The organism is Leifsonia sp. 563 (assembly GCF_040545055.1).
In the GTDB taxonomy this organism is placed as follows: Bacteria; Actinomycetota; Actinomycetes; order Actinomycetales; family Microbacteriaceae; genus Leifsonia.
On sequence record NZ_JBEPLE010000008.1, the window covers coordinates 100,279 to 116,849 of the forward strand.

20 protein-coding genes are annotated in these 16,571 nt (G+C 68.0%); 13 read left to right on the plus strand and 7 right to left on the minus strand.

Translation table 11 applies throughout. The features are described from left to right. Positions 1-53 precede the first annotated feature (53 nt). Positions 54-1,085 (plus strand): 4-hydroxy-3-methylbut-2-enyl diphosphate reductase, encoded by a 1,032-nt coding sequence (locus tag ABIC47_RS18365; RefSeq protein ID WP_354483056.1) that lies wholly within the window; start codon positions 54-56, stop codon positions 1,083-1,085. 43 nt (positions 1,086-1,128) lie between these two features. On the opposite strand, the gene ABIC47_RS18370 is transcribed toward ABIC47_RS18365, so the two are convergent. Both ABIC47_RS18370 and fbaA read right to left on the minus strand, forming a co-directional pair. Beyond that, positions 1,129-1,743 carry a DUF6264 family protein gene (locus ABIC47_RS18370; RefSeq protein WP_354482836.1) on the minus strand — a complete coding sequence of 205 codons (615 nt, stop codon included), beginning with the start codon at positions 1,741-1,743 and terminating at the stop codon, positions 1,129-1,131. Positions 1,744-1,822: 79 nt separating this feature from the next. Further along, positions 1,823-2,851, minus strand: a complete 1,029-nt coding sequence (fbaA, locus tag ABIC47_RS18375; protein ID WP_089876532.1) for a class II fructose-bisphosphate aldolase — start codon at positions 2,849-2,851, stop codon at positions 1,823-1,825. Positions 2,852-3,073: 222 nt separating this feature from the next. Here fbaA and glpX point away from each other — a divergent pair, with 222 nt between their 5' ends. After that, positions 3,074-4,075 carry a class II fructose-bisphosphatase gene (gene glpX / locus ABIC47_RS18380; RefSeq protein ID WP_354482839.1) on the plus strand — a complete coding sequence of 334 codons (1,002 nt, stop codon included), beginning with the start codon at positions 3,074-3,076 and terminating at the stop codon, positions 4,073-4,075. A 16-nt stretch (positions 4,076-4,091) separates the two neighbouring features. Here glpX and ABIC47_RS18385 read toward each other — a convergent pair whose 3' ends face one another. Together ABIC47_RS18385 and ABIC47_RS18390 are read right to left on the minus strand one after the other, a co-directional pair. Next, complete coding sequence (locus ABIC47_RS18385; RefSeq protein WP_020077241.1) at positions 4,092-5,492, minus strand: DNA recombination protein RmuC; 1,401 nt, start codon at positions 5,490-5,492, stop codon at positions 4,092-4,094. 125 nt (positions 5,493-5,617) lie between these two features. After that, positions 5,618-6,199, minus strand: a complete 582-nt coding sequence (locus tag ABIC47_RS18390) for an exonuclease domain-containing protein (protein ID WP_354482841.1) — start codon at positions 6,197-6,199, stop codon at positions 5,618-5,620. A gap of 182 nt (positions 6,200-6,381) precedes the next feature. On the opposite strand from ABIC47_RS18390, the gene ABIC47_RS18395 reads away from it, so the two are divergent. The 4 genes from ABIC47_RS18395 (at position 6,382) to ABIC47_RS18410 (ending at position 9,240) form a co-directional block, all read left to right on the plus strand. Continuing rightward, the gene (locus ABIC47_RS18395) at positions 6,382-7,128 is read left to right on the plus strand and encodes a class I SAM-dependent methyltransferase (RefSeq protein ID WP_354482843.1); all 747 of its coding nucleotides are present in this window, start codon (positions 6,382-6,384) and stop codon (positions 7,126-7,128) included. Between the two features lie 53 nt (positions 7,129-7,181). Continuing rightward, positions 7,182-8,255 carry a redox-regulated ATPase YchF gene (ychF, locus tag ABIC47_RS18400; protein ID WP_089876526.1) on the plus strand — a complete coding sequence of 358 codons (1,074 nt, stop codon included), beginning with the start codon at positions 7,182-7,184 and terminating at the stop codon, positions 8,253-8,255. A gap of 55 nt (positions 8,256-8,310) precedes the next feature. Then, positions 8,311-8,754, plus strand: coding sequence for a DUF4262 domain-containing protein (locus tag ABIC47_RS18405; RefSeq protein WP_354482845.1), 444 nt, complete (start codon positions 8,311-8,313; stop codon positions 8,752-8,754). Positions 8,755-8,880: 126 nt separating this feature from the next. Beyond that, the gene (locus ABIC47_RS18410; RefSeq protein WP_354482848.1) at positions 8,881-9,240 is read left to right on the plus strand and encodes a hypothetical protein; all 360 of its coding nucleotides are present in this window, start codon (positions 8,881-8,883) and stop codon (positions 9,238-9,240) included. 59 nt (positions 9,241-9,299) lie between these two features. On the opposite strand, the gene ABIC47_RS18415 is transcribed toward ABIC47_RS18410, so the two are convergent. Further along, on the minus strand, positions 9,300-9,797 hold the full coding sequence (locus ABIC47_RS18415) for a DUF427 domain-containing protein (protein WP_354482851.1): 498 nt from the start codon (positions 9,795-9,797) through the stop codon (positions 9,300-9,302). 35 nt (positions 9,798-9,832) lie between these two features. Here ABIC47_RS18415 and ABIC47_RS18420 point away from each other — a divergent pair, with 35 nt between their 5' ends. From ABIC47_RS18420 to ABIC47_RS18430, 3 genes are all read left to right on the plus strand, one after another. Continuing rightward, positions 9,833-10,435: an LON peptidase substrate-binding domain-containing protein gene (locus ABIC47_RS18420; protein WP_354482853.1), complete on the plus strand. Its 603-nt coding sequence runs from the start codon at positions 9,833-9,835 to the stop codon at positions 10,433-10,435. Between the two features lie 148 nt (positions 10,436-10,583). Then, positions 10,584-12,818 carry a winged helix-turn-helix domain-containing protein gene (locus ABIC47_RS18425; protein ID WP_354482856.1) on the plus strand — a complete coding sequence of 745 codons (2,235 nt, stop codon included), beginning with the start codon at positions 10,584-10,586 and terminating at the stop codon, positions 12,816-12,818. 86 nt (positions 12,819-12,904) lie between these two features. Further along, positions 12,905-13,408: a DUF4279 domain-containing protein gene (locus ABIC47_RS18430; RefSeq protein ID WP_354482858.1), complete on the plus strand. Its 504-nt coding sequence runs from the start codon at positions 12,905-12,907 to the stop codon at positions 13,406-13,408. Here ABIC47_RS18430 and ABIC47_RS18435 read toward each other — a convergent pair. Continuing rightward, entirely contained in the window at positions 13,367-13,831 is a 465-nt protein-coding gene (locus ABIC47_RS18435) for a hypothetical protein (RefSeq protein ID WP_354482860.1), read from the minus strand. The two genes, ABIC47_RS18430 and ABIC47_RS18435, sit on opposite strands and share 42 nt — an antisense overlap. Before the next feature lie 100 nt (positions 13,832-13,931). Here ABIC47_RS18435 and ABIC47_RS18440 point away from each other — a divergent pair, with 100 nt between their 5' ends. The 4 genes from ABIC47_RS18440 to ABIC47_RS18455 are packed head-to-tail and all read left to right on the plus strand — an operon-like array spanning position 13,932 to position 15,571. Then, entirely contained in the window at positions 13,932-14,180 is a 249-nt protein-coding gene (locus tag ABIC47_RS18440) for a hypothetical protein (protein ID WP_354482863.1), read from the plus strand. Positions 14,181-14,191: 11 nt separating this feature from the next. Further along, entirely contained in the window at positions 14,192-14,671 is a 480-nt protein-coding gene (locus tag ABIC47_RS18445) for a hypothetical protein (protein ID WP_354482865.1), read from the plus strand. A 43-nt stretch (positions 14,672-14,714) separates the two neighbouring features. Then, on the plus strand, positions 14,715-15,140 hold the full coding sequence (locus ABIC47_RS18450; protein ID WP_354482868.1) for a DUF6228 family protein: 426 nt from the start codon (positions 14,715-14,717) through the stop codon (positions 15,138-15,140). Positions 15,141-15,178: 38 nt separating this feature from the next. Further along, positions 15,179-15,571 (plus strand): ADP-ribosylation/crystallin J1, encoded by a 393-nt coding sequence (locus tag ABIC47_RS18455; protein ID WP_354482869.1) that lies wholly within the window; start codon positions 15,179-15,181, stop codon positions 15,569-15,571. 265 nt (positions 15,572-15,836) lie between these two features. On the opposite strand, the gene ABIC47_RS18460 is transcribed toward ABIC47_RS18455, so the two are convergent. After that, positions 15,837-16,487, minus strand: a complete 651-nt coding sequence (locus ABIC47_RS18460) for a hypothetical protein (protein ID WP_354482871.1) — start codon at positions 16,485-16,487, stop codon at positions 15,837-15,839. Between the last annotated feature and the right edge of the window lie 84 nt (positions 16,488-16,571).

Below are 16,571 nucleotides of genomic sequence, written 5' to 3' on the forward strand. Positions count from 1 at the left end.
TCAGCGCGCTCACGTAGGATCGAGGGGTGAGCGACGCAACCATCAGCCTCCCGATGCCGCGCATTCCCGGCGCCAGGCGACGGCTTCAGGATAACCCGGTCGTCGGACATAAGCGGGTGCTGCTGGCCGCGCCCCGCGGCTACTGCGCCGGTGTCGACCGCGCCGTGGTCGCCGTCGAGAAGGCGCTCGACCTGTACGGTGCCCCCGTCTACGTGCGCAAACAGATCGTCCACAACGTGCACGTCGTGTCCGAGCTGGAGCAGCAGGGTGCCATCTTCGTGGACGAGGTCGACGAGGTGCCGTCGGGCGCGCACGTCGTGTTCTCCGCGCACGGGGTGTCCCCGGCCGTCGTGAACGCGGCCGCCGAGCGCGGGCTCCGCGCCATCGACGCGACCTGCCCGCTCGTGACCAAGGTGCACCGCGAGGCCGTGCGCTTCTCGCGCGACGACTTCCAGATCCTGCTGATCGGCCACGCCGGTCACGAGGAGGTCGAGGGCACCGCGGGCGAGGCTCCGGACCACGTGACCCTGGTCAACGGGCCGGACGACGTCGACTCGATCGTCGTGAAAGACCCGGACAAGGTCGTCTGGCTGTCGCAGACCACGCTCTCGGTCGACGAGACGATGGAGACGGTCCGCCGCCTCCGCGAGCGCTTCCCGAACCTGCAGGACCCGCCGAGCGACGACATCTGCTACGCGACCCAGAACCGGCAGGTCGCCATCAAGAAGGTCGCCGAGCAGGCCGACCTCGTCATCGTCGTCGGCTCCGCCAACTCGTCCAACTCGGTTCGCCTGGTGGAGGTCGCTCTGGAGTACGGCGCGAAGGCCGCCTACCGCGTCGACTACGCCAGCGAGATCAAGCAGGAGTGGCTGGACGGCGTCTCGTCCGTCGGTGTGACGAGCGGCGCATCCGTGCCCGAAGTCCTGGTGCAGGAGGTGCTCGACGACCTCGCCGGTGCCGGCTACCAGGACGTCGAGGAGGTCAAGACGGCTGAGGAGGACCTCATGTTCTCGCTGCCGAAGGAGCTCCGCAAGGACATCACGGGCAAGCAGGATGCGCGGGCGCTTGGTGGTCGCGGCCGCTGAGTGGTCGCGGGCGCTGAGCGGTCGCGGGCGCTGAGCCGGCGCGCTACGGCGTCTCGACCGGAGTCGGCGGGGGCGTGACGCCACCGTAGAACCCGAGCAGCACCGGGTCCGTCGCGAGGATGGCCCCCGCGAAGATGATCAGCGCGAGCATGGCGACGATCCCCGCGACGAGCGGCACCCAGAACGCCAGGCGGCGCTTCACCAGCAGCCACGCGGCGAAGCCGGCCGACACCACCCAGATGACGGCGATCACGATCGAGCCGATGAGCACGAGCGTGCCGACCAGCGGCACGGGCACGTACTCGCCGAGCCCGTTCGTGCTGTGCAGCAGTTGCATGGATGCGGGGATCGCCTGCAGCGTCGCGATCGAGTACGTCATCCCGAAGAAGCCGAAGACGCCGAGCAGGACCGTCAGCGTGAGGTTCCAGGTGGGCGCCGGTCGTCCGTCCACGTTCGCCGGCGGAGCACCGGGGGCCGGTGGACGCGGCCCGAGCACCGGGGTCGCCGGCACGGGCGGAACGTCGTCCTCCCGCTCCAGCGGGCGCGAGGTGTCGAGACGGTCGGCATCCGCGGGCGGACGCCACACCCAGCCGGGTGGCGCGAGCTCCCCGTACTGCGGGCGCGGCCGGTCGTCCGGCTGCGGTTCCTGCTCGGCCATCGTGGCCGCCTCCCTTGCTGGAGCCCGTGGCTCGCGTGGTGCGGGCGGCGGAGCGTGCTGCGTCCGCCGCCCGTGAGTGCTACTTGCCGGAGTGACCGGCCGAGCCGAGCTGCTGCGTCGCCTCGACGACGCGCGCGGCCATCCCGGTCTCGGCGACCTTGCCCCAGGCGCGCGGGTCGTACGCCTTCTTGTTGCCGACCTCGCCGTCGATCTTGAGCACGCCGTCGTAGTTCTCGAACATGTAGCCGGCGATCGAGCGCGTGAACGCGTACTGCGTGTCGGTGTCGATGTTCATCTTGACGACGCCGTTGCGGACCGCCTCGGCGATCTCCTCGTCGGTCGAGCCCGATCCGCCGTGGAAGACGAGGTCGAGCGGCTTCGGGCCGTGGCCGTACTTGGCGGCCAGGCCGTCCTGGATCTCCTTGAGCAGCTCCGGGCGCAGCTTGACGTTGCCGGGCTTGTAGACGCCGTGGACGTTGCCGAACGTTAGTGCGGCCATGTAGCGGCCGTTCTCGCCGAGACCGAGCGCGTCGACCGCCTTCTCCGCGTCCGCGAGGGTCGTGTAGAGGGCCTCGTTGGACCCTTCGTGACGGACGCCGTCCTCTTCGCCGCCGACCACGCCGATCTCGACCTCGAGGATGGCGTTGATGGCCTTGGTGCGCTTGAGCATCTCCTGCGCGATCTCGAGGTTCTCGTCGAGCGGGACCGCCGAGCCGTCCCACATGTGCGACTGGAAGATCGGGTTGCGGCCCGCCTTCACCTCCTCCTCGGAGGCGGCGATGAGGGGCAGCACGAAGTCGTCGAGGGCGTTCTTCGGGCAGTGGTCGGTGTGCAGCGCTACCGTGATGGGGTAGTTCTTGGCGACCTCGGTGGCGAAGCGGGCGAACGCGAGCGCGCCGGTCGCGCGGGCCTTGACGGTCTGGCCGGCGAAGTAGTCGGCACCGCCGGTGGTGACCTGGATGATCCCGTCGCTCCCCGCCTCGGTGAGACCCTGCAGCACGGCGTTGATCGTCTGCGACGACGACACGTTGAACGCCGGGTAGGCGAAGCCGCCGGCCTTCGCTTTGTCGAGCATCTCTGCGTACTGGTCCGGCGTGGCGATGGGCATTGCGGCTCCTTGAGGATCGGGGTGTCGAACGCCCTCATCATACCGAGGCGCCCCGGTGCGCCCGGGGGCGCGTCTCGCGGACGCCCGGGCTCCGCGCGGGTGCACATCCGTGCGGACCCCCTGACGCGGCAGGGGGCGGTCGATACACTTGCAGCGTCCGGCGGCGGGCATCCCGCTCCGGTATCGACGACGACGTTCCGAATCCGTCCGGGAGGACCCACCATGAGCATGACCGACACCGCCACGCACTTCCAGCACCCGGACAGGAACCTGGCGATGGAGCTGGTGCGGGCGACGGAGGCGGCGGCGATCCGGGCGACGCCGTGGATCGGGCGCGGCGACAAGAACGCGGCCGACGGTGCAGCGGTGGATGCGATGCGCAAGTTCCTCGGGACGGTCAACTTCGACGGCGTCATCGTGATCGGCGAGGGCGAGAAGGACAACGCGCCGATGCTGTTCAACGGCGAGCATGTCGGCAACGGACGCGGGCCCGCGGTGGATATCGCGGTCGACCCGATCGACGGCACCTCGCTGACGGCGGCCGGGCGGCAAAACGCGTTGTCGGTCATCGCGGTGTCCGACCGGGGATCGATGCTGGACGCGTCGAGCGTGTTCCGGATGAACAAGATCGTGACCGGTCCGGCCGGCCACGGTGTCGTGGACCTCTCGCAGTCGATCGGTGAGAACATCCGGGCGCTGGCGAACGCGCTGGGCAAGCCGGTCACAGAGGTTCGGGTGGCGGTGCTGGACCGGCCGCGGCATGAGGGCCTGATCGAGGAGATCCGGGCGGCGGGAGCCGGGACGCGGCTGCTGCTCGACGGCGATGTCGCGGGTGGCATCAACGCGGCTCGTTACGAGTCGCGGATCGACATGTGCGTCGGCATCGGCGGCAGCCCGGAGGGCGTGATCACGGCGGCGGCGATCAAGGCCCTCGGCGGGTTCATGCAGGGCATGCTGGCGCCGAGCGACGACGAGGAGCGGGCGAAGGGCATCGCCGCGGGACTGAAGATGGACACCATTCTGAGCGCGGACGACCTGGTGCAGGGCGACAACACGTTCTTCGTCGCGACCGGTGTGACCGACGGCGGCCTGGTGGAGGGCGTGCGCCGTAAGGGACCGATCATCCGGACGGAGTCGATCGTGCTCCGCTCGAAGTCGGGCACCGCCCGCCGGGTGGTGGCGGACCACCTCGCGGAGAAGTGGCTGGAGCCCGACCAGCTCTGAGGTCCGTCCGGCCGGATTACGCCGCGCCGGTGTCGCGCTCTGCCTCGAGGGCGTGGGCGCGCTCCTGCTCCTCGATGGCCAACTTGTCGATCCCGTGCATGTCGCGGGGCTCCAGCTCGCTGACGAGTTCGAACGCCGTCAGCTCGCGCGGCGCCTCCTCGATGCCCTCGATCACGCCGATGACCTTCGACTCGTCCAGCGCGTTGAGCTTGCGAGCTGCGGGGAAGACCTGGCGCTCGAACGACCCGACGAAGCCGTTGTAGTCCTTGACCGTGCGCTCCAGCGACCGGCCCAGCTTCTCAATATGACCGGCCGTGGTGGAGAGCCGGCTGTACAGCGTCCGGCTCAGGTCGAAGAGCTGCTTCGCCTCCTGCGTCAGCACATCCTGCTGCCAGCTGAAGGCCACGGTCTTGAGTACGGACCACAGGGTCACGGGCGACGCGAGCGCGACCCGCTTGCCGAAGGCGAACTCCATGATGGAGGGATCGGCTTCGAGAGCCGACGACACGAGCGACTCGCTCGGGATGAACGCGATGACGAGCTCGGGGGAGGACTCGAGACCGGTCCAGTACGCCTTGCTTCCCAGAGCCGTGATGTGGTCGCGCACCGCCTTGACGTGCTGCTTGAGCAGCGCCTCCCGCTGCGCAGCCTCCGAACCGGTCGCCGTCGCCGGGATCTGGCTGGCCTCGAGATATGCGTTGAAGGGCACCTTGGCGTCGAGCGCGATGCTCTTGCCGCCGGGGAGACGCACGATCATGTCGGGACGGCCTGCGCCGGACTCCGAGTGGATGCTCGACTGCACGTCGAAGTCGACGCGCTCGATGAGACCCGCGGCCTCCACGACGCTCCGCAGCTGGGTCTCGCCCCAGACACCGCGGGTGCTGTTGGAGCGGAGGGCCGACGCGAGGGCCTCCGCCGTGCTGCGCAGCCGCTCCTCCGACTCCGCCGCCGACCGCAGCTGCTGGGCGAGCTGCCCGTGCTGCTGGTTGCGCTGGGTCTCGAGCTCGATGACTTTGCGCTGCATGTCCGTCAGGCTCTCGCGCACCGGCGCGAGGGCCTGCAGCACCTTGCTCTCGGCGCGCTCGCGCTCGGCGCGGGCCTCCGCCTCGGCGCGATGCTGCTCGACCGTCTCGCGGTACTGCTCCTGGGCGGCGCGCAGTTGATCCTGGAGCGCATCCACCCGACTGTGCGCAGCGGCGAGATCGGCCCGGATCTCTGACTGCACCGCCGTCTCGGCCGCCCGCAGCTCGGCGAGCTCGGCCTGGTGCTGGGCGGCGAGCACGACCGGGTCGACGACCGGCGCGGCGGGCTCGGCCGACGTCCGCGAACGCAGGAGGCGCAGGACGGCGACGCCCGCGCCGATGGCGCCGACGACGAGGCCGATCAGGAGGCCGAGGAGCAGGGCGAGGATGTCCATGCCCTCAGTGTGTCAGCAGCCGCCGACACTGCCGCTTCCGCGGCCCGCGAGTCCGATCCCGTCCCGCCGAGACGTGAGGGATCGCCCGAATTCGCGGCGGATCGCTGAACTATGTCCAGACGGGATCAGGCGGCGATCGGAACGCCGATGCGCCCGAGCCGGGCGCCGGTCAGCTCGGCGAGGTCGGCGATGGTAGCCGCGTCGTGCCGCCGGGCCGCGTGGATCATGATGGCGGCGCACGCCTCGGCGTCCGCCAGCGCGTCGTGGTGCGCGAAGTCCTCGAACCCGGCCGCCATCGCCGCGACGGGAAGGCGGTACGACTCCAGGTGGTACGTCTTCCGCGCGACCTGCAGGCTGCACAGGTAGCTGTACTCCGGGCAGGCGACGAAGGTCGCCGCGCACGCGGCCCGGATCACGCCCATATCGAAGCCCGCGTTGTGGGCAACCAGATGGTCGTCCTTCGCGAACTCGACCAGATCGGCCAGCTGGTCGACCCAGCCCGCCGCGTCGGCCACATCCTCGGGCCGGATGCCGTGGATGCGCACGTTCCACTCCTGGAAGACGTCGTGCCCCAGCGGCGGCCGGATGAACCATCCCGCCCGGTCGACCACCTTGCCGTCTCTGACCTTGACGAGTCCGACCGAGCAGGCCGATGCGGCGGAGGAGTTGGCGGTCTCGAAGTCGATGGCGGTGAAGTCCAGGGTCACGTCGTCATGCTGACACGGCCCACCGACGCCGCCCGGCATCCCGCCCGCGCGCCGCCGCATCCCGCCGCATCCCGCCGCGAGGTGCACGTTGTTGCGGTCGACACGCCGTGTGAATGCGCACCTACGTGCACCTCAACCGCGCGGCCGGGCGTGTGTCGGTCGCGACGCGTACGATCGGCGGCATGCGATCCCGTCAGCAGCGCGACCTCCATGCCGCCTCGTTCGACCGTGCCGCCGACCTCTACGACGCGGCCCGGCCGACGTACCCGGCGGAGGCGGTCAGCTGGCTCCTCGGCGGGGTGGAGGGGCCGGTGCTCGATCTCGGCGCAGGGACGGGCAAGCTCACGGCATCGCTCGTCGAGCGCGGACTCGAGGTGGCCGCCGTGGACCCGTCGCCCGAGATGCTGCGCGTGCTCCAGGAGCGTCTCCCTGACGTGGATGCGCGCGAGGGCGCCGCCGAGCGCATCCCCTTGCCGGACGACGCCTTCGGGCTTGTGGTCGTCGCGCAGGCGTGGCACTGGGTGGACGCCGACCGAGCGGTTCACGAGGTCGCCCGCGTGCTCCGCCCCGGCGGCCGGCTCGGACTGATCTGGAACGAGCGCGACGAGAGCGTCGGCTGGGTGCGCGAGCTGGGGGAGCTGATGGATGCGAGCTCGGCCGTGTTCGACGACGAGGCCGACCCGGTGGTCCCGCCGCCGTTCGGTCCGCTCGAATGTCACGAGACCCGCTGGGTGCAGGCGCTCACCGTCGACGGCCTGCTCGATCTGGCGCGCTCCCGCAGCTACTTCATCACGAAGGACCCGGACGGCCAGGCTGCCGTGATCCAGTCGCTGCGGCGCCTCGCTCGCGAGCATCCCGACCTCGCCGGGCGCGACACCTTCGAGCTGCCGTACGTGACCCGCAGCTACCGGGCCACGCTGGAGGGCTGAGCCGCCCGACCGTCGGCCGGCCGCAACCCACCCGCCCCGTAGAATGGACGACCGTGGCTCTCACTATCGGAATCGTCGGACTGCCCAATGTGGGCAAGTCCACCCTGTTCAACGCGCTGACCAAGAACGACGCGCTCGCCGCGAACTACCCGTTCGCGACCATCGAGCCGAACGTCGGCGTGGTGAACCTGCCCGACCCGCGGCTGGACCGCCTCGCCGAGCTGTTCCACAGCGAGCGGACCGTGCCGGCCCCCGTGTCGTTCGTCGACATTGCGGGCATCGTGAAGGGCGCGAGCGAGGGCGAGGGCCTGGGCAACAAGTTCCTGGCGAACATCCGCGAGGCGGACGCCATCGCCCAGGTCGTGCGCGGGTTCAGCGACGCCGACGTCGTCCATGTGGCCGGGAAGACCGACCCGGCGGGCGACATGGAGACCATCAACACCGAGCTCATCCTCGCCGACCTGCAGACCCTCGAGAAGGCGGAGCAGCGGTACGAGAAGGAGGTCAAGGGCCGCAAGCTGGAGCCGGTGGTCCTGGAGACCGCGCGCGCCGCGATCGAGTACCTCAACTCGGGCAAGCCGCTGTCGACCTCGTCGATCGACCTGGAGCCGGTCCGCGAGCTGGGCCTGCTCACCGCCAAGCCGTTCATCTACGTCTTCAACGTGGACGAGGATGTGCTCACCGACGAGTCCCGGCGCGCCGAACTGGCCGCCCTGGTCGCGCCCGCGCAGGCCGTCTTCCTCGACGCCAAGCTGGAGTCGGAACTCATCGACCTCGACGCGGCCGACGCCGCCGAACTGCTCGCGTCGACCGGCCAGGAGGAGTCCGGCCTCGACCAGCTCGCCCGCATCGGCTTCGACACCCTGGGCCTGCAGACCTACCTGACGGCCGGCCCGAAGGAATCGCGCGCCTGGACCATCCACAAGGGCTGGAAGGCCCCGCAGGCGGCCGGCGTCATCCACACCGACTTCGAGAAGGGCTTCATCAAGGCGGAGGTCATCTCCTTCGACGACCTGATGGATGCCGGAAGCGTCGCCGAGGCCCGCTCACGCGGCAAGGCGCGTATGGAGGGCAAGGACTACGTCATGCAGGACGGCGACGTGGTGGAGTTCCGCTTCAACGTCTAGCTGACCGGGGGACGGCAGCCCACTCGGTAGCCGGGCACGGCGCTAGGGTCGGGGCATGGATAACCCGGGCGAGCGCGCGCTCGCGGAGTTGGCGCGAATGGTCGAAACTCACGGCTGGGCTATCAGGCATGTACTCGGCAGTTCATCGGTCGCGCCGTTCTCCTACACTGTGGGGCTCACGGCGAGAGGCTGGGATGAACTCGTGATCACGGGTTTGCCTGCAGATGTCGCTGACGCATTCATCCGGAACGCGGTGGACGAGCAGGCATCGAGCGGAGCATTTCCAGCGGGCGGTCGGACGACCGCGCTCACGGAATCGGGGTCTGTAGCGATTCTCCGAGTCGAGGACCGTAGCGGGCTGACGGCCGCTGCCAGAATACTGGGCGACTTTGAAGCACTTCAGCTGGTGTGGCCGGACTCGACCAACCGTCTTCCGTGGGAGCTGGGCTATCGGAATCCGCCTGGAGCGCAGCCGCTCCTAGCGCCGGGACTGAATTGAATCATGCCCTCTAATGCCTATCCGCGACGTAACGTGGTGGAGTTCCGCTTCAACGTCTGAGACTGAGGCGACGCCGATCAACGCAAACTCAGCCTCGCAACCGTTATGGCTGGGATACTCAAAGCCATGAGTCTAGAACCTCACTCCGTTGAGGCGTTGTGCGGAATTCCCGTCACCTCGAAAGGATGGAAGGGCTCGTTTCGCGACCTCTTCGACCTTGCACTGCCCGCAATCTCCGATAGACGAGTAACAGTCGGTGAAATGCGTCGGATATTGGCCGACCAACCGGAGCTGATCGACGCGTGGGAGGGATTCTCGGAAGATAACCGTTCAACCCCGGCACCCTATCTGCGAGGCACCGAGGTCGGCGACTTCGATGGTAGCTACTCTTCCGTGATCATCCACGAGGATCGGGTCAGTGCTTGCATCGACTTCATCTTCCGCCGCGTAGTCGAGCTGAAACTCGCCGAGAGGGATTTTGCGTGACGTTGCAAAACGACGGAACGTGGTGGAGTTCCGCTTCAACGTCTAACTAGCCCCGGCGTTCACCAGTGCCGTGACCCAGGCGCCCCTTTGAACGGCCCGACCACGGCTCTCGTGATCCAGCCGCCGTAGAAGTCTCCGGGCTGCGGCGTGACGACCTCGCCGTCGACCGTGCACTCGTCCATCTGCTGGGCGTAGACGGCGACGCGGTCGCGGAGCGGCTCGAACCCCGGCGACGGATGCGGGTAGTTCCACGCGCACGCGGGCCGAATCTCGCCTCCGCCGCGCACGTCGAAATAGCGTGCGGTGCCTTTGAACTCGCAGAACGACGAGCCGTCGGCCTTGACCAGCGCGCCGTCTGCGAAGTCCGCTATCGGGACGTAGTAGACCGGCGGATGGCTTGTCTCGAGCACCCGGACGACGTCCCGGGTTTCGACGATGAGCTGCCCGCCCAGACGGATCGTGACAGGCACGGCGACGCTCTCGATTCGCGGCGGCCTCGGGTAGTCCCACACAGACTCCTGCCCCGGTCCGGGGATCTCGGGGCGCGGTCGGGACACCTGTTCACTCTACGTCCGCGGTGCTTCACTGGAGCATGGCCGCCTCGCCGATGTTCCCGCTCGGATCAGTGCTGTTCCCCTCCGTGCCCATCCCGTTGCGGGTGTTCGAGCCGCGGTATCTCACGCTGGTCGGACGTTTGCTCGACGAGGTGGAACCGGGTTTCGAGTTCGGCGTCGTGCTCATCGAGCGCGGATTCGAAGCCGGGGGCGGCGACCAGCGCGCCTCGGTCGGGACGATGGCGCGTCTTGTGAGCGCCGCCGTGGGCGCCGACGGCCTGCTCATCGTCGGCGTCGGGACCCGGCGGTTCACGGTCGAGCGATGGCTCGACGACGACCCGTATCCCCGGGCCGAGCTCTCGATGCTGCCGGATCTGGAGTGGTCCGAGGCACTCGATCCTCTACGGGCCGAGGCAGAATCGGTTGTCCGCCGCGTGGTCGCCCGCGTCGCGGAGCCGCAGTCGGATGCCGATATCGAGCTGTCGAACGACCCCGTCGAAGCCGCGTGGCAACTGGCGGCGATCGCCCCGCTGGGCGAGTACGACAGGTACACCCTGCTGAGATCGACATCGTTGGGAGGTCTCCTGCGTCAGACGATCGATCTGGTCATCGAAGCCGAGGAGCTCTGGTCCGCCGAGTGAGGCGTCTGACGCGTGGATTCCCGCTTCATTGTGGGTGACGAACCACTTTCTCCACGGCTGCGCGGTGCCCCGCTATAAATGCATGTGATGCGGTTATGTCCTGGTGGCTCGCACGAGCCTTCCAGCCCGTGCGGCGATGGGATATCGGATGGGTTCGGCGAACGACGATCTTGAAACTCTGCTCTTCGAGAGCAAGACCACCGCTCCGCTCTTCGACCCGGCCTATGTTCGCCGGCAGGACCTCATCCAATCGCTGCGCGCCAGTACCTCCCGGATCGTCACGGTCGAGGCGCCCGCCGGCTACGGGAAGACGTCGCTCCTCGCCGAATGGGAACACGACGAAGATCGGGCGACCGGTTGGCTCACACTCCGCGAAGACGATGACGATCCGGCGGCGCTGATCCGCCTCCTGGCCCGCGTGTGCACGGCGTTCGCATCGGAGGCCGAGTCGGTCTTCACGCAGATCGCGACCACCCAGACGGGAGTGCTGAGCAGGCTCGCCCCGGCGCTGGCTCTTGCGCTCTCACGGTGCGAACGCCCGTTCGTCCTGTTCATCGACGACGTCCACGTGCTGAGAACGGTCGGATGCATCGACGCCTTGGAGGTGGCTCTGGCTCGGGTGCCGGCGGGATCGCAGGTGGTACTGGCGAGCCGGCAGCATCTGGCGGCCTTGGCCCGAGGTCGCGTCGAGATGTCGGCAGCCAGGGTCGGGGCGGCCGAGCTGCGCATCGACCTCGACGGGGCGGCGCGGATCGCCGACGAAGCGGGTGCTCACGTGGACCAGAGCATCCTTGCGGACTGGGTGGACCGGTGCGAGGGCTGGGCGGCCGGGCTGCACATGTACGCACTGCTCTCGAGAAGCAGGCCGTTCGCCGTCACGAGCGACCACAGCGCACTCGCCGACTACCTCTATCGAGAATGCGTGCGCGACCTCCCGGAGGACACCCGCCAGTTTCTGCTCCGCACCTCGATCCTCACCACCCACATCCCGGACCTGTGCGATGCCGTACTGGAACGTGACGATTCGATCCGGATCCTTCGGGACCTGGAATCGCGCCAGCTTTTCGTCACCGCGGACGTGGACGGCCGCGCGTTCCGCCTGCATCCCCTGTTCAGGGAGTACCTGTCGGATGAGCTGCAGCTCGAGTCCGCCTCGCTGGTGCCGGCCTTGCACGCTCGAGCATCGCAGTGGTTCGCCGAGCGCGGCCAACTCCCCGCGGCCATCGATCATGCCATCGCCGCGGGGGACTTCCCCACCGCGACGGCTCTGGTGACCGCCGCCGGTCTCCCGGCCTACGAGGCGGGCCAGAGCGCGACACTCGGCCGATGGCTGCGTGAGATCGGCGACGCCAACCTCCTGGCGAACCCGTCAGCCGTTGTCGTCTTCGCCTGGTTCGCGGTCCTCGCGGGATCGGATGACGACGCCCGCAAGTGGGGCACCCTGTTGGGGATGGTTCCCGATGACGCTGCAGCCGCCGGAATCAATGTCGCTTCGGCGAAGGCGATGATCCGGGCCATCATGATGCCCGACGGCATCCAATCAGCCCTCGAGGACGCAGAGTTCGCGGCTGAGGTCGAACCGCTCGAGAGTCCGTGGCGAGACCCCGCCGTTCAGATACTCGGAAGCACCCTGCTCCATGCCGGCCATGAAGAGCGCGCCAGGATCGTGCTCGGTGAGGCGATCCACATCGCCAGCGTCCACGGCAATCCCGCCTCCATCGTGATCTGCGAGTCCGAGCTCGCCTTCCTCGCGATCGAGGCCGGAGCGTGGGAGCAGGCGGCGCTGCACATCCAGAGAGCCTTGGACACCATCCGGGCGGGAGGCATCGAAGGCTACGTCATGTCCGCGTACGCGCACGCGTCCGCCGCCTGTTTGGAACTCCATGCCGGCCGAACCCTGTCAGGGAGACGGTACCTGGCGAGGGCCATGTCAGAACGCCAACGATGCGGGAGCGCCGTGCCGCTCCTCAGCATCCCGACCCGGCTGCTCCTCGTCCGTGCGCAATTGGCCGTCGGGGATGCGGATGCGGCCCGGATCCTCCTCGATGAGATCGATGAAGTCCTTCCCCCGGGGCTCCCAGGCGACGCCTTGGACACACGGAGCGCGTTCGCCCGGAATCTGCTTGCCGAGCACACGCGGACACGGGAGCGTCGTGCCGACTCCGTGGCGCTCACCGAAGCCGAACAGCGTGTGCTTCCCTACCTGCAGACTCACCTGACCCGACCGGAGATCGCACAGCGCCTTTACGTCTCGCCCAACACCGTCAAGACCCACATCAGCGCGATCTTCCAGAAGTTCGGGGTGTCGTCGCGTTCGGAAGCGGTGCGGCGGGGGGTCGAGTTGGAGCTCCTCGGTAAGGCGACCGAGCTCACGCCGGTCTGACGCGGGCGGCGGAAATTCCCTGTCAGCACGCTAGATTCGGTTCGGTAGCCGGGTGATGGATCACCCGCGTTCTGAGCGAAAGAGAGATGGCTGTGATCCTCGCGAACCGGTCCACTCTCTCGGTCTACAGTCACGAACGAACGGTGTCTGAGATCAGTGCCGCCCTCGGGCTTGAGCCGAGCAGCAGCGCGGATGTGGGCGATCCTACGAGAGCGGCCGTGGCTGGCCGAGTGCTCGCCGCCGAGTACATGATCCATCAGCGCGCTCAGTGGTCCTTCGACGTGGGTGCATCGACCCTGGATGTGAGAGACGACCAAGGGGTCGCCTCCCTGAGAGCGCTCGTCGACGTGTTTCGGCAGAGGGCCAATGCGCTCCAATCGTTGAGGCCGGAGTGCGAGACGGTCATATGGTGGTCCGGTTCGTCCGACAGCACTCAAGGGACATTCGTCATCCCACCGGACTTGCTGGCGGACCTCGCCATGCTCGGGTGCGAGTTCCGAGGGACGGCGTATCTGAATGACGGCGAGCCCGACGCGGATTCTCCGAATTCACCAAGCGCGAGAGCGTCTCGAAAACATCTCCCGCAGTGACCGTTTCCGTGGCCGAATCTCTACGCTGGCTTCCTCCGCGACGCCCAGTCCTGCCTCTGTCGCGACGATCCAGCAGGCGAACTCCCAATCGGTCGCTACCTCCGAGGCCGCCACTTCGCTCTGAACCCGTGCTCTGACGTCCTCGAGGGCTTCCGGAACGTGACGAACGGGCGCATGGCGGCCAGGCGGACCTCCGTCGATATACTCCATGCGTCCGACGCTGATGAGACCCAGGGCGCTGAGCTTCTCGAAGCTGCCGAAGGCCGCGGCAATATCGTCGTCGCTTGGTCGCCAGTCGGGAGTCGGCGGCGGATTGGTCCTGATTCCGAGGTGGATCAGGGCCCAAACAAGCGAGACGTCGTCGTATCGAGTTCCCGCGAGCAGGTCCGTCTCCTCCGGGGTCACGTCCGTTCGCTCGATCACCCGGTCAGGATACTGAACGCCAATCCGTGACGGAACGCGGTGGAGTTTCCCTTGCGTCGTGTCGCCGGCCCGCACGACTCCGCCAGGTATGGTCTCCCGTATGACCGAGGTGCCTCGATGGTGGGAAGCCGTCTCGCCATCCACCCGTGAATGGCTGGTCGCGCACCAGCGCGAACGGATCAGCTGGCACGTGCTGCCGGAGTTGTGGCAGGCCGGTGCAGAGCTGATGCAGCCAGATCCAACCCGCAGTGTCTTCGTCTTCCATGACGCCGATGCGGAATTCATCGCTTTCCAGAGGGTGGACCCCGCCGCATCTCGCACCGAATCCATCCGGACGCTGGATCGTTGAGCAGGAATCAGATGGACTACCTCGACGGTCGACTCACGTTGATCGATCAGGTGGTTGGGTCGCGGGTCGAGAGCATCCAGCGCCTTCGCTATGTCGACGGGCGCTCGGCGCCGTCGGACGACGGTCCCCTTCAATTCTGTTTCGACTCCGGTGAGGTTCGCCGCTTCGACGCCGGGGGTGATGGCGAGCGGCTCGCGGTCGGCGTCACCCGCTGGCAGGATCCTTTCGCCGAACCGCTATCGGACGAGAACCGCAGGTTCGTTCGGGCGTCTGGCGCGTGGCGCGAGTTCGATGTGACGCGGGAGGACCCCTATCGCGCCGTCGTCGGCGAGCGACTCCTCGGCTATCGCACGACCCGCACCTCCCGCGAGGCGTTGGACGGCGTGATCCTCGAATTCGAAGAGCTGATCATCATCCTCGAGACGCACGGCGCGGACGAGCTCTTCGTGACCTGGGCTGGTCCGCATCTCCGCGTCCGCCCGTTGAGCTGAGCCGTTGCGGCGCGCGGGCACGCGCATCCACCGGTCCTGCGCCATGATCGATCTCGTGGATGCTGCGACGATCGGCAACGAACGCGGTGCGCTGCGGTTCGGCGACGTGCGTCGCGCAGGAGATGGTTCAGCGGAATACGTGACTGCCGTCCTGGAAGTCGAAGGCCTGAACGCCCGCGCGGAAGTCGTCGCCAACTACGCGCAGGGGTTCGACGACTTGGTCGAGTTCTTCAGGCAGTTGGCTCAGGACTGGCGCGGATGGACCGGCGAACGCGTGTGGGAGTCGGTCGAGGGCGAGGTGTCGATCGCAGCGGCGCACCGTGGCCACGTCGAGCTCGATGTGCGCCTTCAGGGGGGACCGCACCGTCGTTGGTCCGCTCGGTCGACGCTGCTCATCGAGCCCGGGGAAGAACTCAGCCGGGCTGCGAGGGATGTCGCGGACCTCTTTGCAGATCGCAGGTCGCAATAGTCGAAGCGAGGCTCGAACGTCCGTTTAGCATATGAGCCATGACCGACGTCGAAACCGTCACGCTTTGGCGTCCGACGGGGCCCGAAGAGCTGGTGCTGGTGGAGGAATCCGGCTGGACGCGATGGCCTCCGCGGTTGCCGGACCAGCCGATCTTCTATCCGGTGCTCAACGAGGACTACGCGGTCCGCATTGCGCGAGATTGGAACGTCAAAGCGTCCGGCGTCGGGCACGTCACCCGCTTCCGCGTGCGAAAGGACTTTCTGGACCGTTTCGAGGTGCAGCAGGTCGGTGGTGAGACCATCCTCGAGTATTGGATTCCCGCCGAGCAGCTCGAGGAGCTCAACGGCAACATCGTCGGGTGCATCGAGGTGACGCGCAGCTTCCGGCGCGGGCCGGACGGCGATGTGGTGGAGGCCCACGACCGTGAGTGACCATGACAGCGGCGGAGGAGTCACCCTCCGGCTGGACCCACACCCGGATGGGAATCTGTTCGAGTCCGTCTCACTTGTCCAGCCCGATGGGGCCGTCCTCTGGACTGCGACTCCGACCGGTTTCGGCTCCGATGACGCATGGACGGATGCTCGGCTGGTAGATGACGCCGTCGTCGCTCATACGTGGTCGTGCTGGCGCGTGCGATTGAACCTCGTCGACGGGCGCGTCCTCGACGCGGTCTTCACCAAGTAGCAGCCGCGCCATTCATGCGCGCACGCCGCGGTGGTCCCGTTCGGCGTCCCGCTCAGCCAGCCTTCGCCGGGAGTCGGCGGTGATCCGAAGCCATTCGGATCCGCGAGCGAAGTCCCGGACAGCCGGCGCCGCGCCCGCTGCGGTGGCGCCGATGAACGCGTTGACGACATCCGCCTGGGCGATGGCGCGGGAGCGGCGTACGGCCGTCGCCGGGAACGAGCGGGAGGTGCCTCTTCCTTCGCGCATCCAGGAGAGAAACAGCACCTGCACCGACCGGTACGGGGTGCCGCGGGTGACGAACCAACTGTGCCACCTGTCGGGTCGGCACCGGGTCTCGGCATCGAGCGGGATCGTGTAGGTGCGGAACCAGCTCCGAACCCGGATGTGGCGGTCGGACAGGTATACCCCGACGAACAGCGACCGCACCACAGCGACAGCGAGCAGGCAGACGGCAACCCAGATGAGCGGGGCCAGACTCCGATCGACCATTGACACATCCGGGGACGGATAGAGCAGACCCGCCAGGCAGGCGAGCAGGAAGACGATCAGCGTGGTGATGGCCGCCACGCGTGCACCGCGACTCGACTGCCGCAGCCGGACCTCGGTCGTCCGCCCGGAGCCGGCGGCTCGCTCCAGCGGCTCGTCGGTCGATTCGGCGGTCACGGGTCGATCCTGTCATCTCATGCCGCTCGACGTGACCTTCGCGCGCGGACGCGTGCTCGTCGTCCCGCCGAGAATCCCTCTGAG